A 23,090-nucleotide genomic window follows, 5' to 3' on the forward strand; every position below is an offset into this window, starting at 1 on the left:
CAAACCTTAATGCCAGTATGGGTAGCCGTTTCGGTTCGAGTCCGAGATTGCACATAATTATTATTTAAAAGGAGTCAATTATGGAATTAAAAGATATTATGCTTGAAAGATTATTTAAATGAATAGCATCCCCATAAAACTATTTGGGGTCGGCTAGGCAACAAAAAATAGGAATCACCTCCCAAGTAAATTGCGAGGAGGTGATTCCCAATGAATAACTTAAACTTAACACTATTAATCTTATTACTTATTTTAATTGAGGTCAAGAAGTAAGCCGACCCCAAGGAGGCTCTTGCCTCTTGCAAGCCAAGCGCCTCCACTGCTACAGAGATCATTAACCAAAAGGAGAGAATGATATTGCGTACTCATGAATGCTATCAACGGGGATGCCATGTACTTTGTAAACCTGGCCATGACTGGTGCAGTAAGCACGAGCAATTACATAAGCAGGAACAGCTTAAGCGCCTTGCCAAGTATCATCAGACAGATCAGTACAAGCAATACCATAAGCAATGGCAACGTGAGTACAACAAGTATGATCGTGATCCTATTGCTAATAAGTTCTACCATTCACCACAATGGACTAAGGTTCGTGACTATGTTAAACGTCGAGACCTGATGATTGACGGATCAACTGGTAGAGCATTGAGTGACCATGATTATATTGTGGACCATATTATTCCACGCCGTTACTGTCGTGATCCTTATGATGCAGATAACCTTTGGCTACTGAGCCGACGTCAGCACAACCGCAAGACGCAGATTGAGCAAGCCATCGAAGCCAAACCAAGTGGTATCAATAAGCTGCGGCATATCAGCAAAAAAACGTGGAAGCGTTGGCTAAACGAGTCGATAAAGAATGATTAATCTGAGAAAGCGAACAATATTTTTTGGCCACGAAGTAATTTTGAATAAATTACAAACAATACCCCCGCCCCCTAGGAACCAAAATGAGCGCATCACATAGAACAATGCACTTGCTTGAAAATCCGAGATATTTCATCTTTTGGGGTAGGGGGGTATCAAGCGGCAGAAAAGTTCACCATTCTGCTGCTGAAGTCAGGAATGGTCACGAGCAAGCACACTCTTAGGAAAGGAGGGATAATATGGCACGGAAAAACAAGATTACTGATGACCCGACTGATGAAAAGTATCAACGTGAGCGGACCAAGAAGCTGAAGGAAAGCACCGATACTTGGGAGTCCTTGCAGAAGGATCCACCCTGGTATCTTTCAAAAATTGCCAAGAATGCCTATAGGGCAATCTTACCTGCCTTGCTAAAATCCGAGATTGTCAAGCAACCTGATTTAACGGTTGTTGCTTCCTTATGCGTTCAGGTTGATATTTTTCGCCAAGCCTACAAGGAAATTCGGAAGCACGGTATTCAGTCAGCAATCTACAAGCCAATTATTTCTCCCAACGGTGACATAATTGATCCGCATTGCTTTGTCGGGTATAAGAAAAACCCAGCAGTTACGACCTTGAGTGATTCCACGGCCAAGATTAAGCAATTGAGTGCGGAACTAGGGTTAACGCCTCAATCGCGTGTTACCTTGCTCAACCTTGGGGATGACGACGATAGCGGCGATGTGATGGCTGACATTGCTAAAGTAATTAATGGGGATGATGAGTAACGTGAAAGCATATGATTTTAACGGCTCTGAGAATGTTGCTAAAGATCTTCTGAGTGCCTATCAAGCAGAAAAGAAAGCTGGCAACTATCGGAAAATCAAAGAAAAGTATCCGGACCCTGGGACCAGGTATTGCTTCGATGTCCTAGAAGGTAAATTCCAAACGTCAACCATGCTGAAGCTTGCTGCATTTCGACAACTTCAAGACTTGCGGCGAATTGATGAGGATAGTTCCTTCAAGTATGTTTACGACTTAAAACACGTCAAAATCATCCTGAACTTTGCCAAAATTGTTCCTGATGTTGATACTGGCAAGCCGGTTCCGTTAATGCTGTGGCAAAAAGCCATCCTAGCCTTAATGTTTGGCTGGCGGGACAATCTGGATAACAAGCGGTATGACCGAGTAATTGTCTCTGTTGCGCGGACCAATGGTAAAACGTATCTTTCAGCAATTATTCTGACCTATTCTTTTATCATCGAGTCGGCCGGCAAGACTAACCAAGATATGGCGTATATCGCACCGGTAACTAGTCAATCAAAGAAGGGGTTCTCATACCTCAAGACCACAATGGACCACTTCTCCACGATGCCGGCATTCAATAAGCTTTTTAAGCAACTGGATACCCATGTTCAGAATGACCAGATCATCAGCAAGATACCGCAGAATGTAATTCTTCGGCTTAGTCATGAATCAGGTCGGTTCGATAGTCGTCACTTCGTTATGGCGGTTCTAGACGAATCAGGTTCAGACGGTGCCAAGGGAAGCCCAGCGGCAATTGCTCAGATTGCGCGGAATGTCGGCCAGGTCTCTTCGGGGATGATGCAGACCGGTGGCTCGATGTTTCAAATTTCGACTGCTTATCCTAACCCGACCTCTTACTTCTACAAGGATGAGCGAATGCTTGAGCGCGTCATGAGGGATGATACCAGCCGCTCACTGGATAATTACCTCTGTATGGTCTGGGAACAAGACTCAGTTAAAGAAACCGAGCAACCGGATACCTGGGAGAAGTCGAACCCTCTGATTACATTGAGCAAGGAGAAAAAGGAACAGATGATTCGTTCCTTGATTAATGAGCGGAATACTCACATGGCGGCTGGCAATATTCAGGAATTCCAGAATAAGAATATGAATATCTGGCTTAAAACGAAGTCCAATACGTATTTGACTCTTAACGATATTGAGAAGTCGGTTGTTGAGCAGGCGCCATTTAACATTGATGGCCACGAGGTAACAATTGGCTTCGATAAGTCGCAATATGCCGATGATACGGCGGTAAGCTTTGCCTTTCCTTATATGGAAGGTGGGGTTGGCAAGTGGTATATCCTGCAGCATAGCTTTATTCCGTTAGCATTTGCCCAAGGGTCCATTGACCTGAAAGAGAAGCAGGATGGTATTAATTATCGCAACGCAGAGCGGCTAGGCTTCTGCGATATTACCCAGGATGCCTATGGCTTTATTGACGATGGGGTTGTGTTTAGCTACATCCTTGATTTTGTGGAACAGCACCATTTATCCGTTAAAGCGTTCTGCTTCGATGCCTGGCATGCTGATGAACCAGTTACTATGTGGATCGATCAGAAGACCGATTGGCTGACTATTCCAGTCCGCCAGGGGTCACTAACGTTGAACAAGCCAACACTGGCTTTCCGGCGTGCTATTGCTTCAGATCAGATTCGCTGGCTTGATGATCCGCTTTTGAAGTACAGCTTCAGCAATGCTGTGCTACTAAACGATAACAACGGAGTAAAAGTTGACAAGGATAGCCGCACGGCCAAAATTGATATTGTTGATGCGACAATTGATGCTTTCTTCCGTGCTCAGTATGACTTTGATGATGTCAATCTCGACAAGAATCAAAAAGATCCGTTTGCTAACATGACACCGCGCGAACGGAAAGAGTATTGGAATAATTTCACATTTTAGGAGTGATTCACGTGATGAAGAAAATTGGAACAATCTGTACTGTGGCAATGGTATTTGTGATTGCAGCACTTGGGTATATTGCACTGGGTGTTGCTGTATATGGCTGTTGGCTCTTGGCCAAATGGTTCGGCCTGATTGTCGGTGGCGTGGTTGTTTACTATGTTTGCAACGACACCTTGAAGGAAATGGCTGGTGATAAGCGATGATTAACCCATTGAGAATACTACGACAGCGGACCTTGCCGAATGGTGCAAGCCCGCTGTTAGTGTTTAACGGGAATAAAATTGTAACCAGTCAGGTTATTGATGCGGATAAAGCATTTAAGAACAGTGATGTCTTTGCCATTGTCTTCCGGATCAGTTCTGATATTGCGAGTTGTTCTTTTAACGGTCAGCAATATCAAACACTATTAAACAACCCGTTTAAGCTGATGAATCCCTATGCGGGCTGGCAAGGAGTAATGATTCAGCTCCTGCTTCATGGAAATGCCTATGTCATCATTCATCGTGACAATAACAATAAAGCCTCCTGGCTAGAGCGAATACCAACCGATGATGTGGAATTAACGTTGCTTGATAATGCGGAAGATATCACGTACAAGGTTCACTTTCAGGATGAGCGCGAAGACAAGACTTATCCTAGTGCGGATATATTGCACTTCAAACTGGTTGCACCTGGGAGTGATGCAGAACAATACACCGGTGTTAGTCCACTGATTTCGCTGGCTCAAGAACTAGGAATTCAAAATAATTCCAAGAAACTGACGCTTGCTAGCCTGATCCATGCTCTCGCCCCGACAAACGTCTATGAGACTCCTAATGCCATCACTGATCCAGAGGATAAAGAGAAGATCCGTCAAGCTTTTGAGAAGGCAAATACGGGTGCCAATGCTGGTCGTTTGATGGTAATGGATGCTGGCGCAAAACTGTCTACTTTGGATGTTTCGCCCAACGTGGCCAAGCTGTTAGACGATACGACCTTTGCTCAGACACAAATTGCTAAGGCGTTTGGAATCCCAGATAGCTACCTCAATGGACAAGGTGATCAGCAATCATCAATTGAAATGATCCGGTCACTCTACCAGAATGCTTTGACGATGTATATCCGGCCCATTGAGTCAGAACTAACGTATAAGCTGGGAGCACCAGTAAAGCTGGATGTGACCAGTGCAATTGATGTTGATCACCAGAATGAATTGAACAATATCAATAATCTGGCCAAGTCGGGGATGCTTACTCCTCGGCAAGCGTTTGGCTTGATGCTGGCTAATGACATTCTTCCAGGGCTAACAGTTACCGATGAAGATATTGAATTGCTTAATAAGCGCTCCAGTACAGCAATGAAAGGAGGTGGAACAGAAGATGAAAACAACGGACGTCCGGACAATTCAGGCAACCAATCTAACAGTCAAACGTGATCTGGGTAATGGAACACGGCAACTATCGGGCTATGCGGTGACATTCAATCAACCATCTAACCCGTTGCCATTTATTGAATATATTCGACCAGGTGCATTTGATAACGTTGATATGTCACAGGTTCGATTACTATATGCACATGATTACAACAATATTCTTGCCCGCGTGGACTCAGGGACCTTATCACTAAAAGTTGATGATAAAGGTCTCTTTTTTGTTGCCAATATTCCGGACACAACCTTGGGTAATGATGTCTATACAAATGTTCAGAATGGTAACATCAAGGGCTTATCTTTCAATGCGGTGATTGATCCAAATGGTGGTGACACCTGGGGTCAGGATGGTCACGGTAATGTAATTCACACCATTACCCAATTCAGACAATTGAACGAGATTAGCTTGACGCCAATTCCAGCTTATACGGAAACAAGTGTTCAAGTTAAGCGAGATTATGAGGAGGCTTTGAAAAGCATGAATAAAAATGATAGTGCGGCACCAACTTCAGCTAGTTCTGCTACTTCTACAGCAACTAGTGCGGCCAGTTCCGCTTCTAGTTCTGCATCAGCAAGCAATGATGATATTTTAGCGGCTTTGAAGCAGTTGACTACTGTGGTCAAAGCGGCGGTGCCAGCTTCAAGTACTAAACGGGATGATGACTCAGACAGCGATGCAACGCCAGATAGTGATGACGTTGATCGTTCTGCTACACCGGCCAACCCGGGAGATCCAACGAGTTCTGCAGCCAAGAGCGCCGCTGGAACTAGTAGCAACCCTGGCGATCCAAAGAGTAGTGCATCCAGTTCTAGTACAACTCGTGAAGCACAACCGGCTTCTGGTGACGATGTAACTCGGGATGCAGTGTCGGCTGCAAATGATAATCAAGAAAATGGAGATGAAAAACCAATGTCTATTAAGTTGAACGACAACAAGAACCAAGTTATCCGTGACTTCGGTGAATATCTGAAGACTGGGGTGGTGGCGGATAGTATTCGCCGTGATGACAATAACGTTAAGCTGAATGATGGTTCAGTGCTGATTCCTGACACGATCCTTACCCCAGAACATGAAGAACACCAATTCCCACGTTTAGGAAACCTAGTGCGGACTGTTTCAGTTAAGACGACTACAGGGAAGCTTCCAGTATTCCAAACAAGTGATGATACATTAAGTCAACACAATGAATTTGAACCAACACAACGGCACAAGGTTCCAGAAATTACTCCAATTAATTGGGATTTGAAGACCTACACTGCAAACTATGCGGTATCTCAAGACTTGCTTAGTGACTCAACTTACCCATGGATCAGTGAACTACAAGGCCGGCTAAAAGAACTTGAAGATAACACTAACGACCAACAGATCATTACTCAATTGACCAATGGTGTTACTGCGGCTACCGCCACTGATTTAATTTCTGATATTAAGACTGCTCTGAATGTTAACTTGAAGCCTCAAGACTCACAAGCAGCTTCAATTGTTCTTTCTCAATCTGCCTTTAACCAATTAGATCAAATGACTGATAAGATGGGTCGTCCACTTGTACAACCAGATGTTACTAAGTCAACTGGTTCTATGATCGTTGGTAAGTCAGTAGTTGTCGTCGATGATACTTTATTCCCAGCTGCTAAGAACGGGGATGTAAACATCATTGTTGCACCACTTCAAAAGGCAATCATTAACTTCAAGAACAATGAAATCACTGGTAAGTTAATTGATACTTACGATGTTTGGTATCAATTGCTTGGTATTTACCTTCGCCAAGATGTTGTTCAAGCACGTAAGGACTTGATTACCTTTATCACTGGATCAAAGGCTACGGCTAAGGCAGCTGGTGAAGGTACCGGAATCACGAAGTAAGCTAAGGAGATGAGTAGTCTATGACCAACGAAGAATTTGCGCAGCGCTTGATGGATGAACTGAATCTGGACGATGTTGACAGCACTAAGGCAACGCTGGTCAACCTCATTAAGCAGGCACAAGCGATTCTGATTAATGCTATCAATAAGAAAATTAGTCTTGATAAGTACATGGGGGATGACCTCTTCCTGGGAGCGTTGGACGCGTTGACTACTCAACTTTTCTATGATCGTACCCTGGAGAATAACTTCTCACTGGGCGTTCAGATGATGCTGGTTCAGTTGCAGGCGAAGTATATTGATACTGAGGAAGGTGAAGACAATGGCAATGCCCAAGACAGTTAAGTATTCGCCTTACCTGTTTAATGAGATTGCTGACTTTGGTGTTACGAAGACGACTACTAACCCATATAGTGGGGTTAATGAGCCGACCTTTGTTAAGTCATTTAGTCTGCATGTCTTCCCTCAGAAGCGAACACTGAATATGCAGTATCGTGCACTTGGAACGTCCTATCAGAACGCAATCACCCTTGTGGTTCGTCATAACGCCAGGCTCAATGATCAGCTTCATGTGAAGTACAAGGGCGAGGAGTACGCAATTATTAATATCAGCTCCGATGATTCGGCCAACTATTTAACTTACGATTTCCTGACCTTACGGAATGTAAAGGAGTTGAATGCTAATGGCTGATTTTGATGAGCAGATCATGGACTTCTTACACTGAGTAAAGAAGCTGGTCCCTGATAAGGAGACACAGCGGAAAATGACCAAAGAGGGAGCAGATGTTCTTCGTGATCGTTTGCAACAGGAAACCCGTCGCAAGCATTACAACGAACAGCACTATGTTCCCAAGAAGTATCGTGGCCGAAACATTAAACACCTTGCCGATTCGATTGCTTCGGATGACAAGAACATTAATGGTGAGGTTGATGGTAGTTCACTGGTTGGCTTTCAGGGTGTTAAGGAGTCCGGGGTTAATCATGCGAGAATAGCGCGTTTTATCAATGATGGCACGAAGAAGATGCGGGGCGATCACTTTGTAGAGCATGCTCGAGAAGACAACGCCGACAAGATCTTTGGTGCCATTGCTGATAAGTATCGGGAAAGTATCAAGGGTGATGACTAATGAAGCTTCCTGTACTGCAAGTTAAAGAGCTGCTCGAGAGTGAGGGCTTTAAGTGGATCGATCATTTGGCCACCACCAACATTGAGCCTGAATTTATTGATGATACTAGTAAAACAGTTGTCTTAATTACTGAATCAGACTTTCAACCGGGACACTATGCCAATGCGACATTTAAGTTCATGCTGGTTGGTTGCGAGATTCAGATTTTTTATAAGAAAAGTGTCGATTTTGATATTGCGAGCGCCGAAATTGAACTTCAGCGTTTTTTTATTACCAACGGTTGGCAGGTGGAAATTTCACGGGAGCATGATTATGATCCCGATACTGGCCAGCTGACCAAGACAATCTATATCGATAAGCAAGAGCCAATTTTAGAAAGAAGGAATTAATCAATGACAGAAGGTACTTCATTTAAGGGTATCCGTTGGGTCGCCTTTGGGATGATTGATCCAAGCACTGGGCTGATCATTGCTGATGAGAAAAAGGGCCTTTCCAAGTCTGGAGTTGTCCTAATTGATGGGGATGGCCAAGGTGCCACCACCGCTAACATTACCGGTTTGGAAGAAGCCGGTCAGCAACAATATGCCAATGATAAGGTCAAGCGGATCACTCACGGTACACCAACGCCTCAAGTTGCACTAACGATGCTGGATATGCCACTCGATGTTGGGCAGAAGACTAAGGGCTACGTATATGACGGCAAGGGCGGTTATGTTCTTACCGCTGGTCGTAAGCCAAACGTTGCTTTGATGATTTGCTCATCTGATTACTGGGGGAACGCGGTCCTCGATTGTTTTGCCAATGGTGAAATGATTGAGCCGGCACACAACCACGCTACTAGCAACAAGAACGAATCGGACTACAACTCAACGTATACTTACCAGTCCTTATCGCCAATTAAGGACGATGTCTTTGTAGACCCAACTACTGGGACTCAGCAATCTTACAAGGAATACTCATCTGGGGATGCAAACTTCGATGCGGCGGCTATGTTAGCCGAGGTATTTGGTGGATTTGTTGATACAGATAAGGAAATCATTAACCGGATCAAGGGTGCTGGTTCAAGCACTATCGCTGTTAGCGAAGACCCAAATAAAGGTACTCATGCCTAGAAAATAAACGTCGCGGCAGAAATACACAGTATGGCCAGAAGTCACGCGGCGATTAAGGAGAGATAAATTATGCATATTAATGGTAAGCAAGTCGGTTTTAACAAAGGTTTCAACATTAAGCCAACGGTCAAGACCTACACGAAGGCCAACAAAATGCTTGTCGAGGTTCTGAAGATGTCCGCAGCCGCTAATCGACTAGATGCAATTAAACCGGATAACCCTAACTACACCAAGTTTGTTATTGAATCAATTGAGAATGAGGACAAGCTTCTTGAAGATGGTATTAAGTTCCTGACCGAGTTGTTCAAACTTAATGAAAAGCAAGTTGAACATCTTGAAGAATCGATTCCTAATACGGAAACTCTGGCGAACTACTTGAGTTATGTTATTCGTCGGATCAAGGGTCAATCTGACAAACAGATTGAGCTTGACGATAAGAAGGAAGCAGCTTCACAGAAGGTAAAGGACCCAAAAGAATAGTCGGTGACTGTCTTAAAGCAATCGATGATGTAAACAACGATATCGAAGATGTTGCCTATATGGAGAAACGCTTACTACAGGACGGCGGTGTTTTGCCGTCGCAGATTGAGAATGAAAATATCTACGACCTATTTCGGATTACTAAGGCCCGTAATCGTGAGGATCGACCATTGTCATCCTTTACTGCTCATCAGCGTTTGCGACATCTATCACACTAGTTAAGCAATTTTAAGAAGGAAGGAGGTAAATAAATGGCGGCAAGTGATATTCAGCAAACCATGTCGACTAAGATCAAGGTTGACCAGCAGGAAGCTGCTAATCAGGTTGAGAACCTAACCAATAAATTCAAAGACTTGACGGCGCAGTGGAAGGCTGAACAGGCAACGGCCAAAGCAAGCGGTGATTCGATTGGTGCCGCTAAGGCTCGGTATGAGGGGCTTAGTAAAGCACTGGAAGTTCAGCGTCAGAAAGTTGAACAGCTTAATCGACAGCGTGAAGATCAGCGCCGGCTTATTCAATTGTCAGCAACGGTCACTAAGGACCAGACGGATGAACTTTCACGACTGGACAGAGCGCTGACTAGTGCTACTAATAAGATGACTAGCCTGACTAACCAGCAAGCACGAGCCAGACGCTCATATGAGTACACCAGTTCCGGGCTCAAAGAATTGCGCAATGATTACTATACCAATAATTGTGCGATTGACTCACATGTTGAAAAGCTTAAAGCAGAAGGCAATACTGCAGAAGCCCAGAAGGCAAAGCTTGCCGGGTTGAAATCATCGTTGGTTAATCTTGCTAAGCAACAGGAAGCAACGAAAAAGCTGGCAGATGAAGCGGCTAAGTCTGAGGGGAAAAACTCTGCAACTTATCGGCGGCGAATTACTGACTACAATAAGGTAAGTGCTGCAATGGCGCGGACACAAAAACAAGCCTCAGAACTGTCTCACTCATTAAATCCACCACGTACTTCAGGTTGGGACTTGTTTAAGCGGAAAGTCTTAGACGTTGAAGGCGCCGAAAAACAAGCAACTAGACAGGCACAACGAATTAAAGGTGTTTTTAGTGGTGCGTTTCTAGGCAATCTTACCGCGTCAATTCTTCCTAGTCTGCAAAACGAATTGCATCAAATAACATCAGTGGGGATGCAAGCTGCTCAAGCTGGAATGGCCATGCAAGCTCGATGGAAGAACATTGGTGTTAATGCTAGTGGCGTTAAACAGCTAAGTGATCAAGTTACTCAGCTAAAAACAAACACCAATTTAACTGCACAATCGGTTAATGCATTGCAGTCACGCTTTTATGGCATGACCCACAGTGTTAAACAGACTCAAGTTTTGACTAAAGGGGTAGCAAGTTTAGCTGACCAACTGAAACTTTCTGATAAACAGGCTAATGCTTTTGCTGGTGGATTAAGCCGGATTGAATCGTCTGGGAAAGTCACAAGTTCCTCATTAGGACGCTTGGAAAAGCAAGCGCCAGGTTTAACAGCGGCGATGGCCAAAGCTTCTGGAATGACTCAGCAAAAGTTCAAAGAGTTAGTCAACTCTGGTAAAATGACAACCGACCAATTTAACGGCTATCTAAAAACGGCTGCCAAAAACTACAACAAGAACTCAGAGGCGTTTGGCAAGTCAGCGGCAGGTGCTCAGCATAAGCTACGAGCTGAATGGACAAGTACTCAAGCGGCACTGGCTAAGCCGCTGGTCAAGGTTGAAGCTACCGGCCTGAACCAGCTAAGTAAAGCGCTGGAAAACAAAGATACTCAACGGGGGTTGGTTATCTTAGCTTCTGGCTTTGCAAAATTAGCAGTCAATGCTGCTAAAGCGTTAGCTATCTTAGCCCGGCATCAAAAGGTAGTTATTGGGGTAGGTGCTGCTTTCCTCGGTTTAGTCGGTACGTTAAAAGCGTTGCGAAGCGTGGCAACTGTGGTCACCACCTTCCAGACTCTTTCTGGAGCAATTAAGAAGGTAGCGGGTGCGCAGAAAGTGCTAAACCTAGTGATGAAAGCTAATGTCTTCATTTTGGTAGCTTCTGCGATTGCAGCCTTGGTAGTTGCGCTGGTACATCTGTACCAGCACAACAAGAAGTTCCGGTCCTTCGTGAACGGGATTGGTCGTGGCCTAAAGAATATGGCTAAGGGCTTCGTTAATACCGGCCGTAACATTCTTAAAAGTGTTGGGAATCTGCACAAGAAGCTCTCTCGTGGTTGGAGTAACTACTGGAAAGAGCAGGCACGCAAGCAACGCGCTCAGCAGAAACAAGAAGCCCGATATCAAGCCCAGCGCCGCAAGCAGGATCAGCAAGCCTGGAATGCGATGAAGCGTAATGCTGCCAGAGGCTGGAAGAATATTGAGCAGAATGCCCGTTCAGGAGCTAACCGGGTAAGCCGTTGGTATACCAATATGAACCGATCAACTTCACGAGTTGTTCAGAATATGTATCGGCAACATCCGCGGACTTTCCAAAGCATGTATAAGGTTATCCAAGATCGGACTCGGACCTGGCATGATCTGGTCACTGGCCATTGGTCCCGACTGAAGGACGATACCGGGCGGCTAGCCAAGGACCAGTCACGGGCTAACAAGGATATCTTTGAAGATATGTATAGCTCAATCAACAAGAAGACTGGCGGCTGGCTCGGCAAGGTTGTGGACTCCTGGAAAGACCACATGTCCCAGATTGGGGATGCTATTTCCAACGGTAAGAAAAAAGCCGGTGCAGCAATGGCAGACTTAGCCAATGGTGTTTTGAAACCATTTAAGACGTTGATTGATGATATCCAAAACGGTATTAATTGGGTATTAGATAAGATTGGCGCTAGTAAACTTGGTGGATCCTGGTCCGCTGCTATTCCTACGTTTGCCACCGGGACGGCCGGTAATCGTGACGGTTTGAAGAAGTCGACGATCGGCATGGTCAATGATGGTGCCGGTTCACACTGGCGTGAGCTGTATTCTTATAAAGGCCAAGTAGGTGCGTTCCCGAATAAACGGAACTTTATCACGTTCCTGCCGAAAGGGATGTCAATCTTAAACGGTGAGGACAGTCATAAGCTGATGTCAGCAATTGGCTTGCCTAAGTTTGCTGATGGGGTTGGTGACTTCTTTAGCGGGCTAAAAGATGATGCAGATAGCTGGATGGATAATGCTGAAAAGATTATGAAACATCCAGTTGAATTCATGGAGCATGAATTTGCAAAGAAGCTCAGCGGTTTAAGCAGTGGCATTAAATTTGCCCAAGCATTGATTACCGGCGTGCCTACTTATATCGCCAAACAGATGGCTGAATGGGTTAAGAAGCAATTTGCTGAATTGGATAACCCAGGAGGATCTGGTGTTGAACGCTGGCGTCCTTATATTGAAAAGGCCGCCAAGATGGAAGGCATTTCATTAACGCCTACAATGATGAAAAAGATGCTTACCCAGATCAATACGGAGTCCAAGGGTGATCCCAAAGCTATTGGTGGTACCGATGGCTTGGCTGATGGTCACGCTACCGGGCTGCTGCAATTTAAGCCAGGTACTTTCAGAAGTTGGATCTGGCACGGTCACGGAAACATCATGAACGGGTTTGATCAGATTTTGGCCGCCTTCAACGCCTTACAACACGGTGGTGAAGGTGGCTGGGGTAACTTTGGTATTCCTGGCCGGGGTTGGGCCAATGGTGGAAAGGTATTCCAACACGGCTTATATGAAGTTGCTGAGGGTAATCATCCAGAAATGATTATTCCACTGACTGCTTCCAAGAGAGGACGTGCTTATCAGCTATTATCTGAAGTAATGGCCCAATTTAAGCATGAAGATGGCCCCGCTCAGCCAACACGAGATGACCAGTCCATCAGCCGAAAGGAATTCATGTCGTTAGAATCGAAATTAGATCAGCTGATTAGTGGGGTTCAACAGCTTGTTCAGGTTGGCCAGCAGCAGATCGATGCTACTATCAACTCTGGCAATAAGCTGGGGATGCGAGCTAATCGATCGACGGCTTATACCGTGATGGCCAGAGACCAGCGGCTAAGCAATTATATGAGTTATCGGAGGTGATAAAACTTGAGTGTAAGTAACCCAGCATTATATCTGAAGATTGGTGACCAGGATGAATTTAATATTGAGGACAAGGTGCAGGGCCTGACCTTCCTTGGGGATGACTCGACGCCAGCTCTTGCTAATACTTACCAGGATATTCCTGGTATTGATGGTAGCAAGCTTCAGTACACGACCTTCTCACGGTATCAGGTAGCAGCTAACTTCTGCCTCTTCTTCACTGACTGGCAAGACTACAAGCTGGCTAAGCACCAGTTTTACCGGCTTTTTACATCACGAGAACTCATTAGAATGCGGACGGACGTTGAATCAGCGATCGTCCGTTTTGTTTACCCCAATTTGCCGGAAATTAAGCCGGACCAGAATGGCTCTCACTATGCTACGTTCAGCATGAACTTTGATAACCCGACAGGTTTCCGTTACTCGCTTTATCGGAGTGATGCAACGTATAGCAACAATGACGATGGGGTGCAATTCGGTATGAACCTCCACAATAATGAGGATCAGTACAATTATCATTTCACCACGAAGCAATTTAAGGTTTTCAACGCAAGCGACGTGCCAATTGATCCGTGGAAATATAAGTCTGATCTCAAGATTATTGTGAAGTTTAGCGGTCAGTCGCTGAAGATTACCAACACGACGACTAATACCGAATGGACCTACAAGAAGCCTTCGAACGGACAGGAGACGATTGTTCTAGATGGAATCTTTACCACGCTTAATGGAAACCCGGCCAGTGCCAACTCCGATTATGGGACAATTCGCCTGGCCACTGAATGGAATAGTTTTACTGTCGACGGTGCGGACAGTTTTGATATTACTTTCAGCTTTCCGTTTGTTTACATCTGATGAATATTGATGAGAAGGTCACAGTTAGGGGCGTCGGACGCACCGAGACTGAGCCCCTGAACTGCATTGATCCGGACTCGTTCTATGTTGATTGGGAAGCCAATTCTGCTTGGAGCATTCAGTTTACGGCCCGTGATGATGGATCATTTGCTTACTCGATGTTGGATGCTCAGGCGTCGCTGTTCTTTGATGGTCAAGAGTACGTCATTAAGCAGGCCGAACCTGATACCAGCGGGCTAGTCAATACGATTGAAGTCGTGGCCACCCACGTTTATTTCGAATTATCACGGATCCGGAAGTATAAGACGTATATTGATCCGGCTGATGCTGACAAGCAGACGGATGTTAAAGTTTACGGAAGTACTCAGAATGATAACGATAATAGCGGAGATGATAGCGACAACGATGATGATCCAAATGCTCAGAAGACGGAAACCACCACAACCGAAGGGAACACGACTACCAAGACAACGGTCACCAAGACTGACGAAACTAAAGAAGATTCTGATGAGAACCAAGTCGAATACCATATTGAAGATGTTTTGAAACATTGGATAGATGGTAATCAGCTTGGCTTTTCTTATCAGGTCATTGGGGACTTTCCTACTGCTCGGCTCGAAGAATTGGCTGACGGCAGTGGGACGGATATGCTGAGCAAAATTACCGAAGCCTGGCCGAACGCTGTGATTTATCCTGACAACTGGAATATTCGGGTGTATGCGCAGGACCAGTTCTATAAGGACTACGGCAATCGGCTTGATTATCCGAATAATACAACTGAAGTGAAGTGGACATTTGATTCCACTAGTTTGACTAATGAAGTTATGTGTATCGGTGGGAAGTACTCCATTGAAACTGAGGTCGATACCTCAACTAGTGGGGATGATAGTCATGGTTCTGGTGGCGCTGGCGCGGATAGGGTCGTCAACGATGCCAAGCAGTACCTCGGAGTGCCGTACGTGTGGGGCGGTGCCGGTGGTGCTCGTGGTGGTGATCCGCATAGCGGTATGGACTGCTCTTCCTTTGTCAGTCAGGTCTACAAGGACATGGGGATCAATATCCCTGCTTACACGGTAGCAATGGAACCATATGGTAAACAAATTGATCGGTCGCAAGTGCAAACTGGTGACATGGGATTTTATGGTTCGCCTGGCGGTTCATATCATATTTGTATGGCTCTAAATAACAGCACGATGATTTATGAACCAGCTCCGGGACAATCTTGTAAGACTCAATCGATTGATTCTTATCCGCCAACCTGGTGGGAACGTAATGATCAAATGGCTTCAATTGTCGCTGGTGATAGCGATAGTGGTGGCGATACGACTTCGGAAAGTTCTTCATCGACATCTAGCGAGTATTACTATTTTTCTCCCTTTATGTATCGTGATGAAGAATCAATTAAGAAGTACGGCGAATATCCGGCTGAACCAATTGAAGATGACCGTTTTAGTGATAAAAATGCGATGTCTGATTATGCTAAGACGAAAATTCAACCAGACCCAGCATTATCATTAGAAGTTACGACTTATTCGAACTTTAAGCCGATTGCTGGTGACATGATCCATATCATGGTTAAAGAACAATCAATCTGTACTAATGAAGCAGTGGTTGGCTTTAACTGGTATCCATATAGTGCTACCAATCCAACTTCTGTCACGCTTAATAGCAATTCGCAAAATATCTTAGATTATCAGCACTCACGCCAAGTTGCGTTGACTGATGCTATTAATTCTGTTCGACAAGATGCACAAAAAAGTATTGAAGCTTCTAGTCAAGCCAACCAAATCGGCGGTGACAAGAAGCTTTTTACTTGGCTCGAGGAATATGCGGGGTGACTGATGATGGATGTCTGGGATTGGATTGATTATTTAGCAAAAGGATTGAAGAAAGTTGCTAACGAATCACAACAAAATTATCAACAAGTTCATGCATATATCGATGGTCACGATCAAGAAACTTTGAACCAAGTCACTGAGATTATACATGACGCGATTAAATTAAAGTCTCCCAATGGCACAATTTACGAAATCACCATTGAAGACGATGGAACTATTAATAAGAAGAAAGTCGGTGAGTAAATGGAATTAGAGACACAATTAAATGCTTCGGATCGTAATACCCGAGCCATCATCGGCAATAATTTTCAAAAGATTCAAGAAGAGGATAGTAAAGACGATGCCACTTTTGAGAAATTTCAAAAGGATAATAACACTCGTCTCAACCAACTCGAACAAGAAAAAGCCACGCGAGATGAACTAAAAAATGTTCAAGAAGCGTGGAAAAAGAAAATTGAGCATGTGGCGTTAGGGACCGACTATGAAACGGTCGAACAAGCTGTCATGCAGATTTTGAAAGAGAAAGGAATGATTTAATGTCACAAACTTTAACTTATGTGATCGGTCAAGACCGGCGTCCGCATGTTGACAATGTGCAAGACTTCAAGGTTAACTTTGATGGCAGTAATACTAACTGGGTCCAAGCGCGTCAGTATGAGCGAAGTATGCGCCAAGTCTTTGTCAATATTAAAAACGAAGATGGGACACCCTTAGACTTAACCGGTTGCAACGTCTGGTTTGAAGGATTGCTGCCGAAGAATTCCGCCGGCGACTTCCGGATAATTGATGATAAAGGCTACGTTGCCCTTGACCCAACTGCCGGACGTTTCCGTTTCGACATGCCCGGCCATGCCTTTACAGTCGCTGGTTCTTACCGCCAAGCCTTTTTCCGTATTGTCAAGGATGGCAATTCCATCACCACCTTGGAATTCGACCTCGATGTCCTTGCCGACAAGGTCATTGATGGATTGGTACCACGAACGTATATTTCACCTGTCGAAGAGTTAATCAATGAAATCGAAACTAAGTACCAAGACAGTACCGATAAGCTCACTAAGATGGCCAGTGACTTTGTTGATCAATTTACACAATCAATGAACACTCTCAAGGCATTAGGGGTCACGGTCCAAAATGGCTTAGATGCATTAGAAGCTAAGATTAAGCAGGATAACTTGTTTACGCAGGCGGAAGCGGATGCTTTCAAAACAGCAATCCAAAGTCAGCTAGATAAAGAGCGGGAAAAGATTAACGATGCTATTTCTACCTTGCAAGGAAAGTTTCCCGATTACGCAAAAGAAACAGCTGACTTTGCGGGACACGATTTGATGCATAACGGGCACATTGCCGTGTACAAAAAGACGTTTGGTAAAGGCAAAGACGCTTCTGGTATGAGTGTCATGGTTAACAGCGATGATGATCCAGAAGTACAAAACAACTCACTGGACTGGATTGCTAAGCATTACACCGGTCGTGACAGTGCTGCTATTTATGCTTCTAACACGCGGATCCCGTACCTTTTTACCACCACGGACACAAAATTCACCGAGAACTCCGTTACGGTCCTTGATGAGTCAATTGATTTGTCAGATGTAAAGCCCGGTATGCTGATTGATACCTCTGTGCGGGCAAACATCAACAAAGACTGGTATGTTACGAGTGTTGTCTCAGTTGAAGGGCGGACGATCAACACCAATCTGTGGTATAAGGTTCAGAGCAATCCTAACGCCGAAACAGTAACCGGAACACCTGCAGATGGACTGGCAATCACCGTTAACCCGATGATTGGTGTCTGGGGTGCTAACTTTAATGTCTACATTCCTCAAGAAGATGCTGCAGCTGGAACAGCTCTTGAGTTAGGGGTCTACTCTAAGTCTACAGTTCCACAAGACATCGTAGGGTTGCGGATAACTTCTGGTGGCGAGTTTATCAATAATGGAGCTAAGATAACCGGAAGCTACTCCAATGCTTATGATGCGGTAAACGTGGATGGCGGCACCGCTTATAACGTTGATCCCGATGCAAAAGTAGATTACTATTTCAGAGCACAGAATCCAGATAAGTCTGCTAACTGGTTCGTTAACAATCGGGGCCAGTTTATGCATGAGTCGATCGTTCCCCATTTTGCTACAGATGCATCGGGGGATTATGGTAAGGATGACTCACTTATCATCTTCAATGGAAATGGTGATCAGACTATCAATCTTGATTACGGTCGCTATGGAAGGCTTGTCAGAGTTGTTGCAATGAGCGATGGCACTAAAACGATTTATGCCAAGCCGGAATCGTCCTCAATGAGCCCTGGGACAAGTTGGTTCCTTGATTCGGGGAATAGTGGTGAAAACACGCACTCGCTCGCTCTCAACAAGTCAACTGGTAAGGTTGCCGTGACTTTGCTTGATGCTGGTAACGTGTTTGTTGTCTTGTAAGGGAGCGTTAAAAATGACAAACTTGGGGCTTTTATTATGGGCGGCTATTTATCTATAAACTGTTCTTTATACTTATAGTATCCTTTATAATTAAAATGCTTAATTATAATGAAAGGATAGAATATAGATGAAAAAAATTAATATATTCTTTTTAGTAGTAGGAATTGTCGTTGGCATTGTAGCTGCTACGTTATTGCATCTTAGAATAATAACTGTAGGTCCTATGGAAAAAGGGTCCTTGGCAGATTGGCTAAGTGCGATTGGGACTATTTTGGCTGTTATTACATCACTTTATTTTTCTAGAAGTTGGAATAAGAATTATGTTCGATTTTATATAGACAATGATATGCTAGTGATTAATAATTTAAGTACCCATGAAGTAGCACTCAAAATAGTTAAAGGTTTGGGGCTTCTAGAATACAATTCGCAATCATTAATCAGGTTACGACCAGTTAATGTAACTAAAGAAAAATTTATTCAAGACTTTGACGAATTTGGCCCTTATACTGAAAGGCTGGATACTGCAACTATTCAATTAAAAGAGGGAATAGAAGACGGTATAATCAAATTCCATGATGAGGTTAGAGATGTTTATTTTAAGGTAAAGCTAAAAAAAGATGATCAAAATAATTTTTCAATAGTAAAGCAAGGACATATGTTTATGAGAGTCTTTTATTAATTCATATTTTTCAATATTATGATTTGAATTGTATAGAACTAACTATTAGAAAATAATTTTATTTCAATAAGAAGGTGACTACCTCACAATGCACACGTTACTCGCACAACCGCCCCAACACGTTCTATACATTCAATATTTTGCCAGCATGATTGATAACATGCTGATTGAATGGTTAGTCTGGGCGATTGTGATTGATATTGTGACTGGATTTTTCAAAAGTATCATTACGCACCGTACAACTTCTAGTAAAGGAACAGCAGGACTTTTGAAACATGCAGCCGTAATTATTTTGACATTAACCGTTTATCCAATGTTGGAATTATGCGGATTAGGACAGGCAGGTGACTCGCTTGTCTTTTTCTTTTTCCTATTTTATTTGGTCTCTATCGTGGAAAATTGGGGACAGATGGGATTGCCGCTACCATCTTGGGTAAAAGATCATATTTACAAACTCAGCAAAGATTATTTAGAGAAAGAAGAGAAACAACATGAGCACAATCATTAATGCAATTCCAACCTATATTCTGACGGCCGTTATCTCAGCGGCCTTTTATTTTGCCTTAAAACAGAGTCAGGTGTTCATCCACGCCAAAGTTATCCATGCTAAAACAGAAACCTCTCGTGCTGCTTGGTCTTGTGCGGCCCAACTTGCGGATAATGCGGTAGCTTCCTTAGTCGACAAAGATATGGCTGGTCATGAGAAGTTCCGCCGAGCAACGGATATTGTCCAACAGGCACTTCAAAAGCAAGGCATCAATAACATTGACCTCAATGCTATTGAGACCCTTGTCCAATCAGCTTATGAAAAGTCCGCATTGACACCAACCGTTGATCCTGATACTAAGAATCCTATTAGTGCTACACCAATTACAACTACGCAAACAGGCACCGACATTACGCCAGTTGCTCAAGCGGTAGCTATTGATCTAACGAAAGGAGATAATCAATAATGAGTATTCGTAATTTATTTGCTGATGTATCTGACTATCAACGTTCTGACATTGACTTTATGCAATTCTTAAAGAATCTCGGATTCAAGGGAATTGTCATCAAAGTAACCGAGGGATCTGCTGATGGTTCTAATTGGGTGTCAGCAACTGCTGCTGAAAAGATTCGCAATGCATCGAAGGCTGGCTTACTCATTAGCTTGTATCACTTTGCACGGTACACTAGTGAAGCCGATGCTCGTAATGAAGCAAATTTCTTTGTTTCTCACGCTAAAGCGCTAGGAATGGACAGCTCAACGTTAATGGTTGATGATGCTGAAGTTCACACAATGGCCGACTATAACGCTGGAGCAATGGCCTTTACTAATCAAGTCAAGGCTCTAGGATTCCCTCATACCAGTGTTTACTCGATGAAGTCATTCTTTACTAGCGGCATTCTTAATAGCCATGCTCTAGGTGATAACAAGATTTGGCTTGCTGGATATGGGATTACTGACCTCGGAATTAGTAATGCTGCAGCTTGGCAATTTGACGATGGCCAGGGCTATGGAGGTAATCGCTCTGGAACAGATGCTAGTTACGATTTTGATGGTTGCTTCACAGTCTCGACAGGTGAAACTGGTCAAGTTCCAACTATTGAAGTACCCAAGCCTGAACCGGTTCAACATAAGTGGCAACCAGCTACGGGGACATATACAGTCCAATGGGGTGACACATTATCGGAAATTGCAGCTAAATATGGTACAACCTATCAACAGCTTGCTGCAATTAATAGTATTGGTGACCCAAACGCTATCTTCCCAGGACAAGTCCTCAAGGTTTCCGGTCAAGCATCAACACAGAATACTTACTATGTTCAAAACGGCGATACATTATCTGGTATTGCGGCTAAGTATGGTACAACTTACCAAACGTTAGCTCAGATTAATCACATTGCCAATCCTAATATCATTGGTGTGGGTCAAAAGATTATTCTACCTGGTAACGGACAATCCAATGCTTACACCGTCCAGGCAGGGGACACATTAAGCGGAATCGCGGCTAAGTTTGGCAAGGCCTGGCAAGCACTCGCACAGAAAAACGGGATCGCAAATCCTAACGTAATTTATGTAGGACAGACAATTCAGATCTAAAAATATTAGCCCTAGTGGTCATTGTAATTGCAATGACTGCTAGGGCTATTTTTTTATAGATTTCAATTAGTAAATAGGATATCCTATTTAAGTATTACTGATTTAAGGGAGAGAAATTTAATGTTCATACCTGAATGGGTTGGTTATTATCCAGAAGTAGAGAATGAAAGTAAAGAAGTGAAAATAGCCTATGCGTATTTAGAAAATAAATGGAAAAATGGAAATAGAATAGATATAGATAATACTCAAAGTTCGTATCTATATTACTATTGCTATAAAATCAACGACGAATGTCTTATTAAGCATTCTCAAGAATCATTAATAGAAGCATCAGAAAAATATAAATCTATTTTAAGATCTTACGGAGCAGATTTTCCAAAGATTAATTATTATGCAACGTTGTGGATGATGCAGTTATCAAAGAGTATTGGTAATCGGGAAATCGGCGAATATTGGCTTAATTATTATTTAGATCATTTATGTAACGACAGAAAAAATTTAAATGATTTAGGATCCCTCTTATTTAAAGATGAAGAAGAGTATATACCAAGTAAATACTTCGTAGACTTATTTCCAATAAAATCTAAGCTTTCACCATACGGAAGAAACTTTGAAGATGAGATAAGACAGTTTATAGAACAAAAGTTAGATTTAATCTACAAAGATAAGGGGATCAACTATATATCAATGTTTGCAAAAGTTGTGGACACAACAAAGATAATTCCTACAACAGATAATGTTGATTATGACGATGTAAAAGACTTTGAACAAGTAAATGGCTATATTTTTACTAAAGATAACAATAAAGTAAAATCGTTTATAAAAAATTCAGAAAATGAATGGAGAAAAAGCAATCATCTTCCTGAAATTGGTCAAGGATGGATTCATGAATCACAGCTATTTGAAGAATTAAGAAAAACATTTAATAATCAAGAAGTACAACAGCATGCTCGCCCTAAATTCTTGGGGCAACAGCATTACGATGTATATTTTCCAGAATACAAAATAGCATGTGAATATCAAGGAGACCAGCATTTTAGGGCTGTTAGCTATTTTGGCGGTGAAAATTGTCTTAAATCTAACCAAGAACGCGATGAAAGAAAGAAGCGCATTTCTAAAATAAATGGGGTGACTTTAATAGAAGTAATGCCTAACTATAATTTAGAGAATTTAGTAGATAAACTTAGTAAAATTATGATGATTGATACACCTCAAGCATGTCATATTGATGAAAAAGACAATCCAAGCGTCAAGGATTTAATTAAGTATCGTAATAAAAAGTAGTTTGTTGTTCCTCATAATAAAGCCTCAGTAGTCATATCGGTTACTAGGGATTTTTATGTTAAAATATAATATGTTTGCGAATGTAGTTAGGTGACTGTTGCGGTTAATGTAATGGTCCCTTCTTTTATGTTATAATACTGAAAATGTTGATAGATCAGTAAGAGGTAAGCTCTTTAAGATAACTCTAAAAAGGGGCACAAAAGGGGCAAACGTTTTAAAAACAAGAAAAAATTGTCGATATTGATTAAGAAATCAAAAGCCCAAAGCACTAATAATCTAACGGGTTTCTACCGTTTATCGCGTCAATTGGCATGTTAATTGCATTCGCGTT

The 23,090-nt window shown here is 43.1% G+C and carries 24 protein-coding genes; all 24 read left to right on the top strand.

The genetic code is table 11. From position 1 onward, the window contains the following. Positions 1-357: 357 nt before the first annotated feature. The 24 genes from QOS06_RS01060 (at position 358) to QOS06_RS01175 (ending at position 22,759) form a co-directional block, all read left to right on the top strand. On the top strand, positions 358-867 hold the full coding sequence (locus QOS06_RS01060; RefSeq protein WP_283595331.1) for an HNH endonuclease signature motif containing protein: 510 nt from the start codon (positions 358-360) through the stop codon (positions 865-867). 239 nt (positions 868-1,106) lie between these two features. Continuing rightward, on the top strand, positions 1,107-1,634 hold the full coding sequence (locus QOS06_RS01065) for a phage terminase small subunit P27 family (RefSeq protein WP_283595332.1): 528 nt from the start codon (positions 1,107-1,109) through the stop codon (positions 1,632-1,634). After that, entirely contained in the window at positions 1,627-3,558 is a 1,932-nt protein-coding gene (locus tag QOS06_RS01070; protein ID WP_283595334.1) for a terminase TerL endonuclease subunit, read from the top strand. The genes QOS06_RS01065 and QOS06_RS01070 overlap by 8 nt, the downstream gene beginning before the upstream one ends. Before the next feature lie 11 nt (positions 3,559-3,569). Further along, positions 3,570-3,764 (top strand): hypothetical protein, encoded by a 195-nt coding sequence (locus QOS06_RS01075; protein ID WP_283595335.1) that lies wholly within the window; start codon positions 3,570-3,572, stop codon positions 3,762-3,764. Next, on the top strand, positions 3,761-4,975 hold the full coding sequence (locus QOS06_RS01080) for a phage portal protein (protein ID WP_283595337.1): 1,215 nt from the start codon (positions 3,761-3,763) through the stop codon (positions 4,973-4,975). Before QOS06_RS01075 ends, QOS06_RS01080 begins: the two co-directional genes overlap by 4 nt. Next, on the top strand, positions 4,920-6,833 hold the full coding sequence (locus tag QOS06_RS01085; protein WP_283595338.1) for a phage major capsid protein: 1,914 nt from the start codon (positions 4,920-4,922) through the stop codon (positions 6,831-6,833). Before QOS06_RS01080 ends, QOS06_RS01085 begins: the two co-directional genes overlap by 56 nt. Before the next feature lie 20 nt (positions 6,834-6,853). Continuing rightward, positions 6,854-7,177 carry a hypothetical protein gene (locus tag QOS06_RS01090; protein WP_283595339.1) on the top strand — a complete coding sequence of 108 codons (324 nt, stop codon included), beginning with the start codon at positions 6,854-6,856 and terminating at the stop codon, positions 7,175-7,177. Continuing rightward, positions 7,155-7,523: a phage head closure protein gene (locus QOS06_RS01095; RefSeq protein WP_283595340.1), complete on the top strand. Its 369-nt coding sequence runs from the start codon at positions 7,155-7,157 to the stop codon at positions 7,521-7,523. The genes QOS06_RS01090 and QOS06_RS01095 overlap by 23 nt, the downstream gene beginning before the upstream one ends. Positions 7,524-7,566: 43 nt before the next feature. Continuing rightward, a complete protein-coding gene (locus QOS06_RS01100; RefSeq protein ID WP_283595446.1) occupies positions 7,567-7,959 on the top strand; it encodes an HK97-gp10 family putative phage morphogenesis protein in 393 nt (130 codons plus the stop codon). Further along, the gene (locus tag QOS06_RS01105; protein WP_283595341.1) at positions 7,959-8,348 is read left to right on the top strand and encodes a DUF806 family protein; all 390 of its coding nucleotides are present in this window, start codon (positions 7,959-7,961) and stop codon (positions 8,346-8,348) included. Before QOS06_RS01100 ends, QOS06_RS01105 begins: the two co-directional genes overlap by 1 nt. Before the next feature lie 3 nt (positions 8,349-8,351). After that, positions 8,352-9,071, top strand: coding sequence for a phage tail protein (locus QOS06_RS01110; protein WP_283595343.1), 720 nt, complete (start codon positions 8,352-8,354; stop codon positions 9,069-9,071). A gap of 69 nt (positions 9,072-9,140) precedes the next feature. Next, complete coding sequence (locus tag QOS06_RS01115) at positions 9,141-9,551, top strand: phage tail tube assembly chaperone (protein ID WP_283595344.1); 411 nt, start codon at positions 9,141-9,143, stop codon at positions 9,549-9,551. A 59-nt stretch (positions 9,552-9,610) separates the two neighbouring features. After that, on the top strand, positions 9,611-9,769 hold the full coding sequence (locus QOS06_RS01120; RefSeq protein WP_283595345.1) for a hypothetical protein: 159 nt from the start codon (positions 9,611-9,613) through the stop codon (positions 9,767-9,769). Positions 9,770-9,802: 33 nt separating this feature from the next. After that, a complete protein-coding gene (locus tag QOS06_RS01125; RefSeq protein ID WP_283595346.1) occupies positions 9,803-13,597 on the top strand; it encodes a tape measure protein in 3,795 nt (1,264 codons plus the stop codon). A 6-nt stretch (positions 13,598-13,603) separates the two neighbouring features. After that, the gene (locus tag QOS06_RS01130; protein WP_283595347.1) at positions 13,604-14,449 is read left to right on the top strand and encodes a phage tail domain-containing protein; all 846 of its coding nucleotides are present in this window, start codon (positions 13,604-13,606) and stop codon (positions 14,447-14,449) included. Continuing rightward, positions 14,449-16,287, top strand: coding sequence for a phage tail protein (locus QOS06_RS01135; protein ID WP_152742992.1), 1,839 nt, complete (start codon positions 14,449-14,451; stop codon positions 16,285-16,287). The genes QOS06_RS01130 and QOS06_RS01135 overlap by 1 nt, the downstream gene beginning before the upstream one ends. 6 nt (positions 16,288-16,293) lie before the next feature. Then, positions 16,294-16,530: a hypothetical protein gene (locus QOS06_RS01140; RefSeq protein ID WP_283595348.1), complete on the top strand. Its 237-nt coding sequence runs from the start codon at positions 16,294-16,296 to the stop codon at positions 16,528-16,530. After that, positions 16,531-16,824, top strand: coding sequence for a hypothetical protein (locus QOS06_RS01145; RefSeq protein WP_152742994.1), 294 nt, complete (start codon positions 16,531-16,533; stop codon positions 16,822-16,824). Then, positions 16,824-18,713 (top strand): phage baseplate upper protein, encoded by a 1,890-nt coding sequence (locus QOS06_RS01150; RefSeq protein ID WP_225431013.1) that lies wholly within the window; start codon positions 16,824-16,826, stop codon positions 18,711-18,713. Before QOS06_RS01145 ends, QOS06_RS01150 begins: the two co-directional genes overlap by 1 nt. Positions 18,714-18,840: 127 nt before the next feature. Continuing rightward, the gene (locus QOS06_RS01155; protein WP_152742995.1) at positions 18,841-19,392 is read left to right on the top strand and encodes a hypothetical protein; all 552 of its coding nucleotides are present in this window, start codon (positions 18,841-18,843) and stop codon (positions 19,390-19,392) included. A gap of 88 nt (positions 19,393-19,480) precedes the next feature. Further along, entirely contained in the window at positions 19,481-19,900 is a 420-nt protein-coding gene (locus QOS06_RS01160; protein ID WP_152742996.1) for a phage holin family protein, read from the top strand. Continuing rightward, the gene (locus tag QOS06_RS01165; RefSeq protein WP_152742997.1) at positions 19,884-20,345 is read left to right on the top strand and encodes a phage holin, LLH family; all 462 of its coding nucleotides are present in this window, start codon (positions 19,884-19,886) and stop codon (positions 20,343-20,345) included. The genes QOS06_RS01160 and QOS06_RS01165 overlap by 17 nt, the downstream gene beginning before the upstream one ends. After that, the gene (locus QOS06_RS01170; RefSeq protein WP_283595350.1) at positions 20,345-21,475 is read left to right on the top strand and encodes a LysM peptidoglycan-binding domain-containing protein; all 1,131 of its coding nucleotides are present in this window, start codon (positions 20,345-20,347) and stop codon (positions 21,473-21,475) included. The genes QOS06_RS01165 and QOS06_RS01170 overlap by 1 nt, the downstream gene beginning before the upstream one ends. 120 nt (positions 21,476-21,595) lie before the next feature. Beyond that, entirely contained in the window at positions 21,596-22,759 is a 1,164-nt protein-coding gene (locus QOS06_RS01175) for a hypothetical protein (RefSeq protein ID WP_283595351.1), read from the top strand. Positions 22,760-23,090 lie beyond the last annotated feature (331 nt).

It is taken from the genome of Limosilactobacillus sp. DJ3M12, from assembly GCF_947381695.1.
Lineage (GTDB): Bacteria > Bacillota > Bacilli > Lactobacillales > Lactobacillaceae > Limosilactobacillus > Limosilactobacillus kinnaridis.

What these genes read in the sequence shown, in the direction of transcription:
- QOS06_RS01065 (WP_283595332.1), top strand. Translation starts at nt 1,107, where the DNA reads ATGGCACGGAAAAACAAGATTACTGATGACCCGACTGATGAAAAGTAT.
- QOS06_RS01070 (WP_283595334.1), top strand. Translation starts at nt 1,627, where the DNA reads ATGAGTAACGTGAAAGCATATGATTTTAACGGCTCTGAGAATGTTGCT.
- QOS06_RS01080 (WP_283595337.1), top strand. Translation starts at nt 3,761, where the DNA reads ATGATTAACCCATTGAGAATACTACGACAGCGGACCTTGCCGAATGGT.
- QOS06_RS01085 (WP_283595338.1), top strand. Translation starts at nt 4,920, where the DNA reads ATGAAAACAACGGACGTCCGGACAATTCAGGCAACCAATCTAACAGTC.
- QOS06_RS01090 (WP_283595339.1), top strand. Translation starts at nt 6,854, where the DNA reads ATGACCAACGAAGAATTTGCGCAGCGCTTGATGGATGAACTGAATCTG.
- QOS06_RS01095 (WP_283595340.1), top strand. Translation starts at nt 7,155, where the DNA reads ATGGCAATGCCCAAGACAGTTAAGTATTCGCCTTACCTGTTTAATGAG.
- QOS06_RS01105 (WP_283595341.1), top strand. Translation starts at nt 7,959, where the DNA reads ATGAAGCTTCCTGTACTGCAAGTTAAAGAGCTGCTCGAGAGTGAGGGC.
- QOS06_RS01110 (WP_283595343.1), top strand. Translation starts at nt 8,352, where the DNA reads ATGACAGAAGGTACTTCATTTAAGGGTATCCGTTGGGTCGCCTTTGGG.
- QOS06_RS01115 (WP_283595344.1), top strand. Translation starts at nt 9,141, where the DNA reads ATGCATATTAATGGTAAGCAAGTCGGTTTTAACAAAGGTTTCAACATT.
- QOS06_RS01120 (WP_283595345.1), top strand. Translation starts at nt 9,611, where the DNA reads ATGGAGAAACGCTTACTACAGGACGGCGGTGTTTTGCCGTCGCAGATT.
- QOS06_RS01125 (WP_283595346.1), top strand. Translation starts at nt 9,803, where the DNA reads ATGGCGGCAAGTGATATTCAGCAAACCATGTCGACTAAGATCAAGGTT.
- QOS06_RS01135 (WP_152742992.1), top strand. Translation starts at nt 14,449, where the DNA reads ATGAATATTGATGAGAAGGTCACAGTTAGGGGCGTCGGACGCACCGAG.
- QOS06_RS01140 (WP_283595348.1), top strand. Translation starts at nt 16,294, where the DNA reads ATGGATGTCTGGGATTGGATTGATTATTTAGCAAAAGGATTGAAGAAA.
- QOS06_RS01145 (WP_152742994.1), top strand. Translation starts at nt 16,531, where the DNA reads ATGGAATTAGAGACACAATTAAATGCTTCGGATCGTAATACCCGAGCC.
- QOS06_RS01150 (WP_225431013.1), top strand. Translation starts at nt 16,824, where the DNA reads ATGTCACAAACTTTAACTTATGTGATCGGTCAAGACCGGCGTCCGCAT.
- QOS06_RS01155 (WP_152742995.1), top strand. Translation starts at nt 18,841, where the DNA reads ATGAAAAAAATTAATATATTCTTTTTAGTAGTAGGAATTGTCGTTGGC.
- QOS06_RS01160 (WP_152742996.1), top strand. Translation starts at nt 19,481, where the DNA reads ATGCACACGTTACTCGCACAACCGCCCCAACACGTTCTATACATTCAA.
- QOS06_RS01165 (WP_152742997.1), top strand. Translation starts at nt 19,884, where the DNA reads ATGAGCACAATCATTAATGCAATTCCAACCTATATTCTGACGGCCGTT.
- QOS06_RS01170 (WP_283595350.1), top strand. Translation starts at nt 20,345, where the DNA reads ATGAGTATTCGTAATTTATTTGCTGATGTATCTGACTATCAACGTTCT.
- QOS06_RS01175 (WP_283595351.1), top strand. Translation starts at nt 21,596, where the DNA reads ATGTTCATACCTGAATGGGTTGGTTATTATCCAGAAGTAGAGAATGAA.